Source organism: Roseibium sediminis (assembly GCF_008711325.1).
In the GTDB taxonomy this organism is placed as follows: Bacteria; Pseudomonadota; Alphaproteobacteria; order Rhizobiales; family Stappiaceae; genus Roseibium; species Roseibium sediminis.
In genome coordinates, this window is the sequence record NZ_VXDB01000002.1 from 34,306 (window position 1) to 50,122 (window position 15,817).

The 15,817-nt window shown below is 57.2% G+C and carries 17 protein-coding genes; 4 read left to right on the top strand and 13 right to left on the bottom strand.

Annotated elements, in window-relative coordinates; translation table 11 throughout:
• Nucleotides 1-58 precede the first annotated feature (58 nt).
• On the top strand, nt 59-487 hold the full coding sequence (locus tag F0155_RS01990; RefSeq protein WP_150522805.1) for an HIT family protein: 429 nt from the start codon (nt 59-61) through the stop codon (nt 485-487).
• On the opposite strand, the gene F0155_RS01995 is transcribed toward F0155_RS01990, so the two are convergent.
• From F0155_RS01995 to F0155_RS02030, 8 genes are all read right to left on the bottom strand, one after another.
• Nucleotides 468-1,187 (bottom strand): hypothetical protein, encoded by a 720-nt coding sequence (locus tag F0155_RS01995; RefSeq protein WP_150522806.1) that lies wholly within the window; start codon nt 1,185-1,187, stop codon nt 468-470. The genes F0155_RS01990 and F0155_RS01995 overlap by 20 nt on opposite strands.
• 168 nt (nt 1,188-1,355) lie before the next feature.
• The gene (locus F0155_RS02000) at nt 1,356-2,273 is read right to left on the bottom strand and encodes a phosphatase PAP2 family protein (RefSeq protein WP_150522807.1); all 918 of its coding nucleotides are present in this window, start codon (nt 2,271-2,273) and stop codon (nt 1,356-1,358) included.
• A gap of 80 nt (nt 2,274-2,353) precedes the next feature.
• Complete coding sequence (locus F0155_RS02005) at nt 2,354-2,701, bottom strand: AzlD domain-containing protein (RefSeq protein ID WP_208999091.1); 348 nt, start codon at nt 2,699-2,701, stop codon at nt 2,354-2,356.
• 14 nt (nt 2,702-2,715) lie between these two features.
• Nucleotides 2,716-3,495, bottom strand: coding sequence for an AzlC family ABC transporter permease (locus F0155_RS02010; protein ID WP_150522809.1), 780 nt, complete (start codon nt 3,493-3,495; stop codon nt 2,716-2,718).
• Between the two features lie 181 nt (nt 3,496-3,676).
• Complete coding sequence (locus F0155_RS02015) at nt 3,677-4,387, bottom strand: spermidine synthase (RefSeq protein ID WP_150522810.1); 711 nt, start codon at nt 4,385-4,387, stop codon at nt 3,677-3,679.
• A 541-nt stretch (nt 4,388-4,928) separates the two neighbouring features.
• Complete coding sequence (clpA, locus tag F0155_RS02020; protein ID WP_150522811.1) at nt 4,929-7,385, bottom strand: ATP-dependent Clp protease ATP-binding subunit ClpA; 2,457 nt, start codon at nt 7,383-7,385, stop codon at nt 4,929-4,931.
• Between the two features lie 12 nt (nt 7,386-7,397).
• Nucleotides 7,398-7,730, bottom strand: coding sequence for an ATP-dependent Clp protease adapter ClpS (gene clpS, locus F0155_RS02025; protein ID WP_150522812.1), 333 nt, complete (start codon nt 7,728-7,730; stop codon nt 7,398-7,400).
• Between the two features lie 402 nt (nt 7,731-8,132).
• Nucleotides 8,133-8,465, bottom strand: a complete 333-nt coding sequence (locus F0155_RS02030) for a phasin family protein (RefSeq protein ID WP_150522813.1) — start codon at nt 8,463-8,465, stop codon at nt 8,133-8,135.
• 517 nt (nt 8,466-8,982) lie between these two features.
• Here F0155_RS02030 and F0155_RS02035 point away from each other — a divergent pair.
• Nucleotides 8,983-10,470, top strand: a complete 1,488-nt coding sequence (locus F0155_RS02035) for a D-alanyl-D-alanine carboxypeptidase (RefSeq protein WP_425299909.1) — start codon at nt 8,983-8,985, stop codon at nt 10,468-10,470.
• A 16-nt stretch (nt 10,471-10,486) separates the two neighbouring features.
• On the opposite strand, the gene F0155_RS02040 is transcribed toward F0155_RS02035, so the two are convergent.
• The 3 genes from F0155_RS02040 to F0155_RS02050 form a co-directional block, all read right to left on the bottom strand.
• Nucleotides 10,487-11,191: a DnaJ domain-containing protein gene (locus F0155_RS02040; protein WP_150522815.1), complete on the bottom strand. Its 705-nt coding sequence runs from the start codon at nt 11,189-11,191 to the stop codon at nt 10,487-10,489.
• The gene (locus F0155_RS02045) at nt 11,192-11,929 is read right to left on the bottom strand and encodes a vWA domain-containing protein (protein ID WP_150522816.1); all 738 of its coding nucleotides are present in this window, start codon (nt 11,927-11,929) and stop codon (nt 11,192-11,194) included.
• Between the two features lie 105 nt (nt 11,930-12,034).
• Nucleotides 12,035-12,469 (bottom strand): DUF1489 family protein, encoded by a 435-nt coding sequence (locus F0155_RS02050; RefSeq protein WP_150522817.1) that lies wholly within the window; start codon nt 12,467-12,469, stop codon nt 12,035-12,037.
• Nucleotides 12,470-12,591: 122 nt separating this feature from the next.
• Between F0155_RS02050 and F0155_RS02055 the strand changes: the two genes are divergently transcribed.
• Nucleotides 12,592-13,479 carry an NAD-dependent epimerase/dehydratase family protein gene (locus tag F0155_RS02055; RefSeq protein WP_150522818.1) on the top strand — a complete coding sequence of 296 codons (888 nt, stop codon included), beginning with the start codon at nt 12,592-12,594 and terminating at the stop codon, nt 13,477-13,479.
• A gap of 12 nt (nt 13,480-13,491) precedes the next feature.
• Here F0155_RS02055 and F0155_RS02060 read toward each other — a convergent pair whose 3' ends face one another.
• Nucleotides 13,492-14,073 carry a helix-turn-helix domain-containing protein gene (locus F0155_RS02060; RefSeq protein ID WP_150522819.1) on the bottom strand — a complete coding sequence of 194 codons (582 nt, stop codon included), beginning with the start codon at nt 14,071-14,073 and terminating at the stop codon, nt 13,492-13,494.
• 128 nt (nt 14,074-14,201) lie between these two features.
• Here F0155_RS02060 and F0155_RS02065 point away from each other — a divergent pair, with 128 nt between their 5' ends.
• The gene (locus F0155_RS02065; protein WP_150522820.1) at nt 14,202-15,392 is read left to right on the top strand and encodes a benzoate/H(+) symporter BenE family transporter; all 1,191 of its coding nucleotides are present in this window, start codon (nt 14,202-14,204) and stop codon (nt 15,390-15,392) included.
• An 82-nt stretch (nt 15,393-15,474) separates the two neighbouring features.
• Here the strand turns inward: F0155_RS02065 and F0155_RS24015 are convergent, their stop codons facing one another.
• Nucleotides 15,475-15,609 carry a hypothetical protein gene (locus F0155_RS24015; protein WP_280176990.1) on the bottom strand — a complete coding sequence of 45 codons (135 nt, stop codon included), beginning with the start codon at nt 15,607-15,609 and terminating at the stop codon, nt 15,475-15,477.
• Nucleotides 15,610-15,817 lie beyond the last annotated feature (208 nt).

Genomic DNA, 15,817 nt, shown 5'->3' on the forward strand with positions numbered 1-15,817 from the left:
GTTAGCTGCCGATTTGATCAGCCAGACCCGGCTGAGCGTTTTTCCCGACGAGGTTCCCATGTCCACGCCCGCTTATGACACCAACAACGTTTTTGCCAAGATCATGCGCGGCGAGTTGCCAAGCCATACGGTCTATGAGGACGACAAGACATTGGTGATCATGGACATCATGCCGCGTGGCGACGGACACGTGCTGGTGATCCCCAAAGCCCCTTCGCGCAACATTTTCGATATTGCAGATGCCGACCTTCATGCCGTGATGTCGACAGTGAAGAAGTTGGCCATCGCCGTCAAAAAGGCGTTCGGTGCCGACGGCACGACGATCCAGCAATTCTCGGAACCGGCTGGCGGACAGGTGGTGTTCCACACCCATGTTCATGTGATCCCGCGCTTTGACGGCATCCCCATGCGCCCGCACACCGGCGAGATGGCCGACAATGACACCCTCGCCGCCCACGCAGAAAAGATCAGGGCCGCGCTTGGGTAAACCGGGCGCGTAGAATGACAAATGCGATGGCAAGTGTTAGCGAAACACCAGTTGTCAGCAGCCCTTTTCCTGCCCTTCCCCAAAATTCCATTTGGGTCTGAACATCAGCATATCGATGTGGAAGTCCCCCAAAAAGTAACTGAAAATCAAAATACAGATATGCTTGAACAGCAAGGTTGAGGCTCCAGAACTGCAAGCATCCCAACCAAAATACCGATGTTTTCATCACATGTCTGCGGACAAAAAATCCGGCCCATGCCAGAAGTACGGAAATCGCAAATAACGAGCTATATGCGAAAAACTGCTCCTGCAAAATCGCGGTATCAATTGGCCCCGATCGCCAGCCGGACTGCAGCGCTGCTGTTTGTGTTTCCATCAAACGGAGCCCCAAGGCAATCCAGTAGAAGGAACCAGTCAACCATAACGCTGGCAATGCGCATTTGTTGCGTTTGAAAAAATAGCTCAGTTGGAGAGCTACAAGCGCCCCTACGCCTAGCAAAACAGAATATGGGTAAGGTATCGCGTTGGGAATATGGTTTGGCATCAAATATTGCTCGCCCAACAGGACAGCAGGAATTACTCCACAGAGGAGCAGCAGCCGACGATCCTCCTTGACCAAAAAGATGAAAAGAGCTGTGCCGAAAGTCGCACCCGCTGTCAGAGGCCAGTTGAAAATAAAAAAACCTTCAACACCAAGCATCCACTCTGCCCTATCTGTTTGTCAATAAATCGAACCTATCGGGTCTTAAAAGAACCAGACCACCGAAATGATGAAAGCGCATAATGTGGTTCATCTTCAAGTCAGCTGATTAAACGCGGCTGCAAAACTGCAGCAAGCAGATTTGTTATTCAATCAAGGCTTTGTGAGTTAATAAACGAGTGCCCCGGAGTTTTCCGGGTGCGGGTCTCGCACGAGAATGCGGGCGACGAAATAGGAGATCGCGAACAAGGCTACCCCGGCGAGGATATCGATGAGGTGATGTCCTCCATGCAGGATGGTCGCCGGGATCACCGCCATGTTGAGGACCAGCAACACCGGAAAGATCCGTTTGAGGGTGCGGCTGTAGACCGTGCACATGCCCGCCAGCAATATATGGACCGAGGGAAAGGCGATCAGGCCGAGCACGTTGTCTGGCGAGAGAACCTCGATCCCGAATTGCGCCTGCTGGCGCAGCGCCTCGCCGTAGTCGGCCCCCACGACAAGTGTGAACGAGGTCAGCCCCAATGCGTCGATGTCGTAGACCACGGAAGTTCCAAAACTCGGCGCGACATACCAGATGGCCATCGAGGCGAGCACGCCGATCAAGCCGCAACACAGGAAGCGGTAAAGTTCGGTTTTCTGTACTGATATCCCGAGGCAAAAGATCACCAGGGCGATCTGGGAAATGGCGCTGGCGTATACCAGTCCGAAGACCTGCGCCAACCAGGGATATCCGATGAACCATCTGACGTAGTCGGGCCAGTTGAAGCCAAGCATGCTGTCGATCTGAACCAGTTCAAGGTCGGTTGCCCGGTCGCCGACGGGAAGCAGCAGATAGTTCAGAACAGAGGCCCCAATGGAAAAGAGGATATAGATCGCAGCCGCAAGACAGGTGACTGCGATGCGTTCATTCCCCCGAACCAAACGATAAAAGAGGCCGAGGCCGATCATCAACGCGGACGCTGTTGCCCCGACAACATATCCCGTCCAATTGACCTTCTGGCCGGATGTGACAATGACAACCAGATCCACGATCAAAATTGCCGTCACAACCAGAAACAACAACCGCTCGGTCTGCGTAAACAAGTGCCGCGCCCCTTGACTACCCCTGTCAGAATAATCAAGGACAAAGCCTAATAGAGTGAGAACTTGCGCAACAAGCTGGCCTATCCGAGCACAAACCACCCGGTGAGAAGAACTGCTTCCCCGGTCAGAACACCAACAACAACCCTTTGGCGGAAGACGAGGAAGGCAGTAAAGCCGCACGCGGCAGCCAGAAGGCGGAGGGCGAGCGGGGTTTCGGCCAGCGCCCCTTGCGGGAACAGCAGCAGCTTGGCAATCACCCCGGCAATCAGCGCCGTTGCCACGCAGCGCACCCAAATGAAGACTTCGCTGTCCTCGCGCAGGCGCCCACCGGCCAGAACGCCGAGCCAGCGCCACACATCCGTCGCCAGCCACCCTGCCACCAGGATCATCACGAAGGGCCACCACCAGGCCTCGGAGAGGCCGTTCATCACACCGCCCTCCATCAGCTGAAGCCCCGTCGCATGAACCGGGTCACGAGATAGGCTCCGGTTCCGCCAACAAGCCCGGTCCAAAGAAGATCAAGGCCCGGCAAGTAGAGAAAGAACAGCGGCCCGAGCACCAGCCCGGTGATCATGGCGGCCTTGTCCGCGTTCATGCGCGCCGCGCCCCAGAGCGAACAGAGGAAGTAGACAGGCGTCAGCAGAAACAGCGCCCCGGCCACAATCGGCGGCATGTGGTCGATCAGCAGATAAGAGATGCCGGTCATGCAGAAGACGAAACTTGTCACCGACCCGCCGAAGCCGATGAAAAACGGCAAGCGCCCTTCCCTCGGCATGTCGGGCAAATGTTTCATCGCATAGACCCAGGCGGTGATCGCAACGAAATGCGAGGCGATCAGCAGCTGCCAGGTTTTCGTCTTGCCCGGCACCTTGACGATGGGCATCAGGGCCATGGTCATGGGCATCAGGCGGACGGAGGCGAGCGCAACCGCAATTGCAGCAGGTACCAACCCCATGCCGGTCGCCATGCCGCCGGTCAGAACCACGATGGAGGGCAGCGCCCAGACAAACCCGGTCATCAGCAAGGTTTCGGCCAGGGACAGGCCGGTTTCGCGCGCAAGGCCCGCATAGCCCACAAAGGCGGCCGTAAGGATCAGCGCCGGAATGGAGATTGCCGAACGTGTTCCAAACAGCATCCAACCGCCGGTCGTGGTCGGCCACGAGCGCTGAGCAGCATCAGAAGACGGGTTTTGCTCCGGCGAACCGCCGGCTGGCGAGGACATGACGCTCACACTTTGCAGAACTGAGTAATGAAAGGACAGTCTCACTGTCCCGCCTGACAAAAAGCTTGTCAATTCGCTTTGCCGCCCAAAGCGTTCGGTAGGCGCGAGTTTTTTGCTCGCCCCATCAAAAGTGTCGCATCAGTCAGCAAACCGTAACCGGCCCAGAATGCGCGACCTCACTTCAAACCTTGCGAGCCAGATACACTGCTTGTGTGACCTCGCGCCCGTCCTGCAGGGGATTGGGAAATACCACCGGTTCCGCCCAGGCTTCATCAAAAGCTTCGGCCAGCCGGTTGGTAATCGCATCGTCCGGAGCTTCGTCCGACCAGAGCCCGACCACGCCGCCCGGCTTCAGGAACCGCTGCACTGCCGTGAACCCGTCCTGCGTATAAAAGCCCTGCGACCCGCCATGCAGCAGGCGATCGGGCGTGTGATCAATGTCGATCAGGATCGCGTCATACTGGCGCCCCCGCTGGCGCGGGTCGAACCCGTTCCCGGAGGCTGCCAGGGCAAAGAAATCACCTTGCACCAGCTCGCAGCGGGAGTTGTCGGCCAATTCCCGCTTCATCGGCACAAGCCCCTCCTCATGCCAGCGAATGACCGGCTCCAGAAGGTCGACGACGGTGAGGCTCCTGACCGTATCGTGCGCCAGAACGGCCTGCGCCGTGTATCCCAACCCCAAACCGCCAACCAGAACGTCCAATTGCTCTCCGGCCAAGGCCCTTATTCCGAGATCCGCCAGCGCCACTTCAGAGGCCGTAAACAGGCTCGACATCAGATGTTCTTCACCCAGAAGGATTTCAAACACGTCGATCTCGAGGGAAAGAATGTGGCGGCGGCGCAGGGATATCGCACCAATCGGCGTTGGGGCGTAATCCAGTTCTTCAAACATCTTGCTCATCCCCTACCGTGACGGCGAATGGCCTGAATGGGAAGGGAATTTTCCAGAAAGAGGAGAAAGTTCGTGGGACGGTTTACCGAAGAAAGATGTCGACGCAGTCCTCTTCAAAGCGACTGACCGCAAATCAGCCCCCCCCCAAATCTCACGGTGCGCGTCCCCTCTCCCATTGGGAGAGGGCTAGGGTGAGGGGCGGAGATGTCGAAGGTATGTCGCGAGACCCCATCCCGTCACCCGCCGCTTCGCGCCGACCTCTCCTCATGGGAGAGGTAAACAGGGTTTCCTGCACTTTGCAGGCTTTGACCTCGCGTTTCATTCCACATGTTGCCAGCATGCCACGCAGCCGTCCCGGACAAGCGTAGCGTGATCCGGGACCTTCTCATCGACAGCTCTTGTCCCAGAAATCAACGAGGTCCCGGCTCAAGGCCGGGACGGCCAAGGCGTTGGAAGAATGCGGTGGCGTTGTGTCGAAGATATAAAAAAGGCGCTCGATTGAGCGCCTTTTCCATTTGTTTCAGTGTCTTAGCCGTCCGGATCAGTCCGCGAGCGGGACTTTCGGAACGAGGCTTTTCTTCGGGCCCTTGCTGTCGTCCGGCTTGGCGGACTTGGCAGGTGTAGCGGCTGCCTTGGCGGCGGCTGGCTTCTTGCGGCGCTTGGGCTTGGGCGCTGCCTTTTCCTTTGCCTTGGGCGGGGGAGCCTTGCGGTCTTCCACGCTTTCCAGCAGCAGGCCGGCAGCATCCTCCGAGACGGAGACCTTCACCGTGCCGCCCTTCTTGAGCTTGCCAAACAGGACCTCGTCGGCCAGCGGCCGCTTGATGTGCTCCTGAATGACGCGGCCAAGCGGGCGGGCCCCCATCTGGCTGTCATAACCCTTGTCGGCCAGCCACTTGGTGGCGCTTTCCGTCAGCTCGAAGGTCACGCCGCGCTCGGACAGCTGAACCTCAAGCTGCATGACGAATTTCTCGACCACCTTGTAGACAACTTCCATCGGCAGATTGCCGAACTGAATGACGGCGTCGAGTCGGTTGCGGAATTCCGGCGTGAACAGCTTGTTGATCGCCTCCTGATCGTCCCCTTCCCGCTTCACGCGGTTGAAGCCGACCGGAGCCTTGGCCATGTCCGACGCACCGGCATTGGTGGTCATGATCAGGATGACATTCCTGAAATCGACCTGCTTGCCGTTGTGATCGGTCAGCTTGCCATGGTCCATGACCTGCAGAAGGATGTTGTAAAGGTCCGGATGGGCCTTTTCGATTTCATCCAGCAACAGGACACAGTGCGGGTGCTGGTCGACACCGTCGGTGAGCAAACCGCCCTGATCGAAGCCGACATAACCCGGAGGCGCGCCGATGAGGCGAGAAACCGTGTGCCGCTCCATGTATTCCGACATGTCGAAGCGGATCAGCTCGACGCCAAGTGACATGGCCAGCTGGCGCGCCACTTCCGTCTTGCCGACACCGGTCGGACCCGAGAAGAGGTAGCTGCCGATCGGCTTGTCCGGCTCACGCAAGCCCGCTCGGGCCAGCTTGATCGCCGAGGCGAGCGTGTCGATGGCATCGTTCTGGCCGTAGACCACGCGCTTCAAGTCCTCGCCAAGGCTGTGCAGCACCTGCGCGTCATCCTTGGAGACGGATTTCGGCGGGATGCGGGCCATGGTGGCGATGGTGTTCTCGATCTCCTTCACACCAATGGTCTTGCGGCGCTTGGCTTCGGGAACCAGCATCTGCGATGCGCCCGTCTCATCCAGAACGTCGATGGCCTTGTCCGGCAGCTTGCGGTCGGAGATGTATTTCGCCGACAGCTCCACCGCGGACTTGATAGCGTCATTGGTGTAGCGGACCTTGTGGAAGTCCTCGAAATAGGGCTTCAGACCCTTGAGGATGTCAATGGCATCCGGGATCGTCGGCTCGTTGACGTCGATCTTTTGGAACCGGCGCACAAGAGCGCGGTCCTTTTCGAAGAACTGGCGGTATTCCTTGTAGGTGGTCGAACCGATGCAGCGGATCGAACCGGAAGCCAGAGCCGGCTTCAGGAGGTTGGACGCATCCATTGCCCCGCCAGAGGTCGCGCCAGCGCCGATCACCGTATGGATCTCGTCGATGAACATCACCGCGCCGGGATAATCCTCGATTTCCTTGACGACCTGCTTCAGCCGCTCTTCGAAGTCGCCGCGATAGCGGGTGCCTGCGAGCAGAGAGCCCATGTCGAGCGAGAAGATCGTGGCGTCCTTCAGAACTTCCGGCACATCCTTGTTGATGATGCGCAGCGCAAGGCCTTCGGCAATGGCCGTCTTGCCAACGCCGGGATCGCCGACAAAGAGCGGGTTGTTCTTGGACCGGCGGCACAGGATCTGGATCGTGCGCGAGATTTCATTGTCACGCCCGATCAGCGGATCGATCTTGCCGTCTCTGGCCTTCTTGTTGAGGTTGACGCAATAGGCTTCCAGCGCGTCTGTCTTCTGGTTGGCCTTCTTGTCGCCGCCCGCATTGCTGGTGCCCGAGATTGCCTCGTCTTCTTCCGCGCCTTCCACAGAGCGGCTTTCGGACAGGCCCGGTCGCTTGGCAATGCCATGGGAAATGTAGTTCACCGCGTCATAGCGGGTCATGTCCTGATCCTGCAGGAAGTAGGCAGCGTGGCTTTCGCGCTCGGCAAAGATGGCCACGAGGACATTGGCGCCGGTCACTTCCTCCCGGCCCGAGGACTGAACATGAATGACCGCGCGCTGGATCACACGCTGGAACCCGGCCGTTGGCTTGGAATCCTCATCGTTGTCCATCACCAGGTTTTCAAGTTCATTTTCGATGTAATCGATCAGGTTTCGCCTGATCACATCCAGATCGACGTTGCAGGCGCGCATGACGGCTGCAGCATCCTGGTCATCCAGCAACGCGAGCAACAGGTGTTCCAGTGTCGCGTATTCCTGCTGGCGCTCATTGGCAAATGCCAGAGCCTGGTGGAGGGCTTTTTCGAGACTGCGTGAAAATGATGGCACGTGCAATATCCCTCACTTCTTTTCCATGACGCACTGCAGCGGATGCTGGTGCTTGCGGGCGAAGTCCATGACTTGCGTCACTTTGGTTTCAGCTACCTCATACGAATAGATCCCACATTCTCCGACGCCATGATGGTGAACATGCAACATGATCTGGGTCGCTTCTTCCCTATTCTTCTGGAAAAAACTCTCCACAACATGAATGACAAACTCCATAGGTGTGTAATCGTCGTTCAAAAGAAGCACCCGGTACAGATTTGGGCGCTTGGTCTTTGTTCTGGTCCTGGTAACAACGACCGTTCCGGCATCCGAGCCGTCGTCGTCATAATCAGCCCCACCTGCCATGTTCGTTGCCTATACCCCTTGTTCGACGGACGGATGCAAACACCCAAGGGCGGAAGCCTGCATCCAACTGATTACTTGCCCTACATCAGACGGTATCACGGTTTCAGATCGCCGCCATCTGCAGATTTTTACGAGTCTGCCGTGACGACGGCCATTGTGCAATGGGTGAAATGGCAGACCGGTTACCAGAACCGGAAACCTGCTTCTTCTCCACTACAGACGGTTATGTAGGTTGATTGGAAATAATTAAAAGTCCCCATGTTTGCTTCTGCAATACGGCGGGATCATCAAAAAAACTGATCGATTTTCTTCGTCAAAATCTGTGAACAGCACAAAATAAAAGCCCGGCTTGCGAGAAGCCGGGCCCCAATGAACCTCAAATTGCAGATTTGAGTCGTTCGCTTACTTGCCAAATTTGCCGAGCAGGCCTTCGTACGGCTTGTAGGCGTCCTTGGACAGGTCGGCAACCATTTCACCGATCTTGGTCATTTCGCCAACGAAGCCTTCGTAAGCGGTCTTGACGTATTCGCTCTGGGCTTCAACGGCCTTGTCGAGGGACTTGGAAGCAACGAGCTTCTCAACAGCTGCAGTGCCTTCCTCGAAGGACTTCTTCTGATAATCAACGACTTCAGAAGCGATGGCCTGGAAGCCCTTGGAGAAGGTGCCGAAGGATTCCATGGCTACGTCCATGTTTTCCTTGCCGATTTTCTGAATGTCTTCGAAGTTGTTCAACATAATGAGTGTCCCTATTCCGCATTCTGTGCGATCCGGGTGAAAGCCTCGCGCCTCGGATCAGCACAACCAATCAATCACACGCGGAATATCGTGCGCCGCACAATTTTTGTCAACCAAAATATTGCATCGCAACAAAAGAATTCACGCAGGGCGACTTCTCTCCCCTGCTTGAGGCTTCGGAGTGCTTCATGAAAGAATACCGAACTGAACCAACGAAACCTGCAATCACCAAGCGCGATTCTGTAAAGTAAACAAATATTAGCCATATGTTTTATTTTTACTCATACATCTATTTTACTTACACTCTCCACAATGCAATAAGTTTACCATCTATTAACCCTAACTAAATCTAGAATTTTTTTCCGAGATCGTGCCGTATTATTTACTCATTCGTAACTGAGATTCCATCAAATGAAGCCCTGAGTTTTACGGGATTCATCCTGTCCGCTACAGCGGCTGGACCCAGAGATGAAACCTCCGGTTTCAAAATAGATGCCCCAGAATGGGATCAAGTACTGTGTTTGGTAAGCGTATCAATCAGATATCCAAAAACGTTCGCCGTGTCGGCTCAGCCCTTCTGGTTGCCGGCATGGCAATGGCAGCTGCGTCTCCCGCGTTGGCAAATGCCAAGTATGCGGGCATCGTCGTGGACGCGAAGACGGGCAAGACCCTCTATGCCGACAGCGCGGATTCCTATCGGTACCCGGCTTCGCTGACCAAGATCATGACGCTCTACATCGTTTTTGAAGAGCTGGAAGCCGGTCGACTGTCGCTGAATTCCGAACTGAAGGTTTCCAAGAACGCTTCGCTTGAGCCGCCATCGAAAATCGGTCTCAAGCCCGGCCAGACCATCAAGGTCAAGGATGCAATCCTGGCGCTGGTGACCAAGTCCGCCAACGATGTTGCAACGACCGTTGCAGAGAACATCGGCGGTTCGGAAGCCAACTTCGCCAAGCGCATGACCCGTACGGCTCGTCAGATCGGCATGAAGAAGACCACCTTCCGCAATGCACATGGTCTGCCGAATAAGAGCCAGCGGACCACAGCTCGCGACATGGCAACTCTCGGCATTGCCATTCAGGAGCGTTTTCCGAAGTACTACGACTTCTTCCAGACCAAGGTTTACACCTATAAAGGCCGTCGCTACGGCAACCACAACAAGCTGCTGGGTCGTGTCCGCGGCGTTGACGGCATCAAGACCGGTTACATTCGCGCTTCCGGCTTCAATCTGGTCACCTCGGTAAACCGCGACAACCGGCACATTGTGGCCGTTGTCATGGGTGGACGCACGGGTGCATCTCGTAATGCACAGATGACTAACCTCATCGGTCGGTATCTTCCGAAAGCCAGCAAGGGTCGCAAGGCCGAGCCCCTCATTGTTCAAAACAAGAGCCGACCGAGCAAGGACTCACCGGTATTCGTTGCTGCGAACATGAAGAGCGTACCGATGCCGGAAAGCAAGCCGGGCTCGAGCAAGCCTGAAGCCTCTTCGGTCCTTGCGCTTGCGCCGACCAAGCCGCTCGCCAACGTCCCCTTCCCGATCAATGCCGACGCCCCGGTTCCGCCGAAGCCCGTTGTTGACGCAAACGGCAGCCGCTTCGATCAGGCCTTTGCCGCAGCTGCCCTGCCCCCGGTGCCGGTCTCTGCCCCTGTGCGGTCGAACGACGCCGTGGCGATCAAGGCTGTGGCCACCTCGACCATCAAGGTGGAGAGCGATGATGTTGTAGCCGTCGCTACAAACAATGCCCGGGATCAGGCCCCGTCCTGGCAGGTCCAGATTGCAGCAACCGAAACCGAAGGTGATGCACTCCAGATGCTGAAGAGGGCGGCCAAGGCAACCGGCTCTGTCCTTCGCAAGCAGGTTCCCTACACCGAGCCGGTCAAGTCGAACGGTCAAACTCTCTATCGTGCCCGATTTGTGGGGTTCGAGACCAAAACAGCAGCTTGGAACGCGTGCAAGTCCCTGAAACGGGCAAAGTTCCCCTGCTATGCCATCTATCAGTAATGCGTATCGGATGTGGTCAATGTCTTCTGAGAAGAGTGTCTTTAGCCTCGTTGAGTTTCGCCGCGAGGAAGGTGGAGCCGCCGCTGTCGGGATGAACGCGCTTCATCAACCGTCGGTGCGCCGCTCGGATTTCCGCTTCCCCGGCGTTGGGCGTAAGCCCAAGGACCTCGTAGGCCTCCTCGTATGTCATGGGGCCCGCGCCCGTCGCGCCTCCATGCCCCTCTGCTCCATCCGCCTCGAAGTCTTCTCGCCATCGGGCAAACCGGCGGTCGAAATAAGCTTCGATTAAGGCGCGGCTTTGGCTGTCAGCTGCTGTTTCCAGCCAGAGCTCCTTTAATTCATCGGGCGAGAGATCTTCCAGCTCCCGCCCTTGAAAATGCCCGGCTAGTACAAAGCCACGCATTTCTCCGCTGTCGTGATCCAGCTCCATCTCCAGCATTGCCGAGCGAACGGTGGACTTTTGCCCTCCCGATTTCTGTGTCCGGCGGGATGAGAACGGGTTCAATCGCCCCCAGCCGAGCAAAGACAGTCCGAAGGCCGCCACGGGAAGGCCGATCATCATGCGGCCTGTCAGGGTGAAAAACCCTCCAAAGCCTACAAGCACGATGCCGCAGAGCACCTTGATCCGCCGCGCAAGAACAGCCGGGTTGGCGTTCACGAAGCTCTGGGCTGACACGAGCAAGACGACAAGCGCAAAAATTCCAAGAAGCAAATAGACCATTCAGCTTGCCCGCCCGAGCTGTTCCAGCAACATCCGGGCGCCCTGCCCTCCGGATGTTTCCAGCTGTTTCAATGCCTTTCGCCCCCCGGCTGCATATGCTGCAACGGCTTTCAGCAAGTCGGTCAACTGACGGGCTGACCCGGCATCAAAGCGACAATAGGCCCCTTTTGTCAGGCGGGCCATTTCCTTGAAAGCTGTCTCCGCAGCCGGATCTGTTCCCTCTTGAAAACAGAACATCGGCACGCCGAGAAGCCCGAGTTCTCCAGCCTTGTGGCACAGGGTATCGATATCTTCTTCCATACAGTCGCCGACATAGACGAGCGCATGTATCTTTGCCTTGCGCGCTTCGTTAAGCCCGGCGCTCAACACCTTGCTGATCTGCGTATGCCCGCCCTGACAGGAAATCCGCCCCATGACAGAGGCAAGTTCGCGACCATCGCGAAACCAGCGAGATGCGCGGCATTCGTTGAACCCGCGAAAATAGACCAGCTTGATCTCGAGACCGCCGATCTTTCCCGCTTCCTGAAACATCTCCGACTGGATGTGGCAGGCCTGATCCCAGGTGGGCTGACGGCTCATCGTGGCGTCCAAAGCAAACATCAAACGCCCCGCCCCTTCCTGAGGCGCAGGTATTGAAGCGGCCTTTTTGAGAAAGGCCTCGATTTCGCCAGAGCTGGACGAAGCGGCGATGCCCGTTTCCATGTCCTGCCGGATTTTCTCCGGCGGTGTCTTGGTCATTCGGTTCCCCTGCAGTTTCCGGACCCTGCCCTGAAAATTGGGGGAGCTGGAGCTGATTGGCAAGTTGAGCCGAGCCAAAAGCTGCAACCGCGACCGGTTATGCCCTTAAATCAGACACAGCTCGGTCAGGGCCTGACGCATGCCGTCAGGCATGGCCGCGGCTTCCGTTGCGTTGCGGATATCGGCCGGTGCATCCCCCTTCTTGAGGTATCTCCAGCCTTGAAACGGGCGCTTGGGTTGATACTGGGTCAGGATGATGCGCGGATCGAGAACGAGGTCGCAGCGCTTCACGCCCGCCTTGTCGGTGAACGGGCGGATATCCAGCAAGTGCTGACGGCATTGGATCTTGCCCTTGATGACCCAATAGAGCGATCCGCCGTCGAGCAGCTCGTCCCGCCGCGTTGGCACCATGCGGGTCGTGTGTGTCTGCTCGAACTCGATGCCCGCCGAATGGGCTTGTTCCTTGCGGAAATCAAGCCAAGCCTGAAGGCTCTCCACGCTGTCCGCGCCAACACATAATTTCACCAGATGAAGTGTCATGCCCTATCACCTAGCACCGTGGCGTCAGGTTTCAAACCTGCCGCATTTTGGCCAACCCTTTTTGCACAGCTCTTGGAGGCCGGTTGCTTGCACAAACCCGGCGAACAGGTTTCTGTCAGCTCATGGAAGTATTCGTAACAGGCGGTTCCGGCACCATCGGACAAGCGGTAGTTGGGCAGCTCATCGAAGATGGCTGCAAGATTGTGGGACTGTCGCGCTCGGACGCATCTGCCGACACGTTGAGGCGTATTGGTGCGACCGTGTTTCCCGGCGACCTCAGCACGCCGGAAGACTGGGCCCAGCGGGCCGTGACCTGTGATGCCGTTGTGCATCTGGGAGCCACGTTTCAGGCTGACATGGGACCGGTGGACCGAAACGCCATGTTTGCCCTGCGCAAGGCGACAAGAGGTCGAGGACGTCCTCTCAAATTGCTGTATACCGGCGGCATCTGGCTCTATCCGTCTACGCCGGAACGGTATGCGCTGAAGGAAACAACGGCTCATGAACCGCTTGCGCCCTTTTCGCAGATGTCCGAGACGATCCGAAGCCTGATGACCAGTGTCGAGCTTCAGGTATCGGTCATTCATCCCGCACTTGTCTGCAGCAAGTCCGGCGGGCCTGTGTCCGCGATGGGGGATGCCGCGATCTCCGGCCTGCCCTTCAAGACCCGCGCAACAGCAGAGACGGTCTGGCCGCTGGTCGAAGCATCAGACCTTGCTCGCCTCTATTCGCGGGTTCTGCGCCGTCAGGGCTTCCGCCTCAACGTTTTTGGAGCCGGTGTTTCCGGTGTCCCGGTCGGCGGGTTGATCGATCTTGTGAACGAACAGCTTGGAACCGAACTCCAACTGGAAACCACCCTCCCCACAGATGGCCTCTCGCCTGCAGAGGATTGGGAAGCCGGATACGCCTTGTCGCAATATGTGAATACGGAACGGGCGCAAAAGCTCTCCGGCTGGGTATCAGAGCACCAGACGGCGGAAAGCCTTGTTGCGGCAGTCCTAGGGAAATAGAGCACCTCCATTCTACTCGTTTTTCCCTTTCGAGGCCTGATACAGGTTCGTCTTGGGATAGTGCATCGTGTTGTGGAACTGGGCAGGATTGCTGCCCGGATTCCTGTAGCCGTGAGGTTGATCAGCCCGAAACCTGATCCCGTCGCCCTGCTGACAGGCTTTCCACTCACCGTCATGCAGGACCTCGATCGTTCCGGCCACCACAAAGACATCCTCTACCACGCCGGTATCATGCGGATCTGATGCGTGGCTCTGCCCCGGTTCCAGCGTGTGCAGGAAGGTTTCCGACCCGAAAAGAGGATCGAACGGAAAGACAGTCCGAAAGGTCAGGCTTTCGCGGAACCGCGTCGGCTCCTTTTCGGCGGGCGCGAAGGTATCCGTAGTCTGGACCAGATCCTCGATGAACGCTGTCAGCGGCAGATGGAATCCCTTTGCGAGTTTCCACAAGGTTGCGATCGTCGGGCTGGAGTCTCCGCGCTCGATCTGGTGCAGCATCGCCTTGCTGACCCCGGTCAGTTCCGCCGTCTGAGCGAGGCTGAGCCCTGCCTTCTGGCGCACGGCCTTGAGGTTTATTCTTATCTTTTCGTCTTTCATCGGCACCAAAAGGCTTGTCTGTTATAACAGACGATTGTAGTAAGAGGTGTCCGTTATAACAGACGCCTCACCGTCTGTCAGTTCATTCTCGCCCTCACCCCTCCCCGTATCGCAAAGGCACGGCTGCAATGTTTACCGGTTACAAGATCACCCACATTGTCTCCGGATTTATTGCGGTTCTTGTCGGGTATACCGGGAGCGTCGCCATCATCTTTCAGGCAATCGACGTTCTTGGAGCTACACAGGCCCAAGCCAACAGCTGGATGCTCGCCCTCGGGCTTGGTATGGGGCTAACCGGTCTTTTCCTGTCACTTCGCTACAAGATGCCGATCCTGACGGCTTGGTCCACGCCGGGAGCGGCCCTGCTTGTTTCCAGCCTGAACGGAGTGCCCATGGACGAAGCCATAGGTGCCTTCATGGTGTGCGGTGTGCTGCTGACCCTCACTGGGCTCACCGGCTGGTTCGAACGGCTGTCCCACTACATCCCGACCGCCATTGCCAGCGCCATGCTGGCCGGCATCCTGTTTCGCTTCGGAATGGGGATCTTTCCCTCGCTTGAAGAGAACCTGCCGCTCGTCGCCCTCATGTGTGGGCTCTATCTTGTCGGCAAACGCTGGTTTCCCCGCTTCGCCATACCGGTGGTCTTTCTGGCGGGGGTGTTCTTTTGCTGGGCCACAGGCGCTTTTTCGACCGATGTGTCGATCTCTTTCGATATCCCCAGACCAGTCTTTGTCATGCCGGCCTTCTCGCTGGTGGCGCTCATCAGCATTGCGCTACCGCTCTACATCGTGACGATGACATCGCAGAACATGCCCGGCGTCGTTGCCCTGAAGTCGGCAGGTTACGCCCCGCCGGTTTCCGCAACTCTGACAGTCACCGGATATGCAACGCTGCTGCTCGCTCCCTTTGGTGGCTATGCCTTCAATCTGGCGGCCATCACGGCTGCGATCTGCGCGAATTCGGAAGCCGATGAAGACCCGGACACCCGCTACAAGGCCGCCGTCATTGCCGGTATCGTCTACTGCATCGTCGGACTTTTGGGCGCTGCAGTCATCAGCCTTTTCCTGATCGCCCCGAAGGCGCTGGTTGTCACGATTGCCGGTCTTGCCTTGCTCGGCACAATCGGCAACAGCCTCGGCCTCGCCCTCTCTGATCCGGCACAAAGGGAAGCAGCCCTCGTTACCTTCATGACAACCGTGTCCGGGATCAGCTTTTTCAACATTGGTGCGCCAATGTGGGCACTTCTGTTTGGCGGACTGACCGCCGCAATGCTCTCGAAAGTCCGCTTCTTCCCGAAAAGCACGCCGCAAAGCGCCTGAGTTCTCATGCCCTTGCAGCTGATTTCAGGCAACAAAAAAGCGCGGCATCTGCCGCGCTTTAAAGTCTGCCAGTCCCAAGACCTTACTTGGCGACGGCGACTGCCTGTTGTGCTGACTCAACATCGTTGAACAGAACGACAAGGGCGAGTGCCGCAGTGACGGCGACCACAGTCCACATCGTTACGCCCCAACAGGACTTCTGAACGTTTTCTTCCATAGAAGTGAAAACCTCGTATACCAATTCGGCCGCGGGGTGCCCCAAATATGGCCTCAATGAGGCGATGAGTTAAAGGATCGTTATGCCTTTCGCAAGTGCAAAAAGTTGGGCCCAGTCCCGCGTCCTGTGCACGGCTCGATTTGTGCCGACCTTTTCAAGGCTTTAAATGAGGGTAGGAATTTTATTCCGCAGCTGAAATAAGATGCCC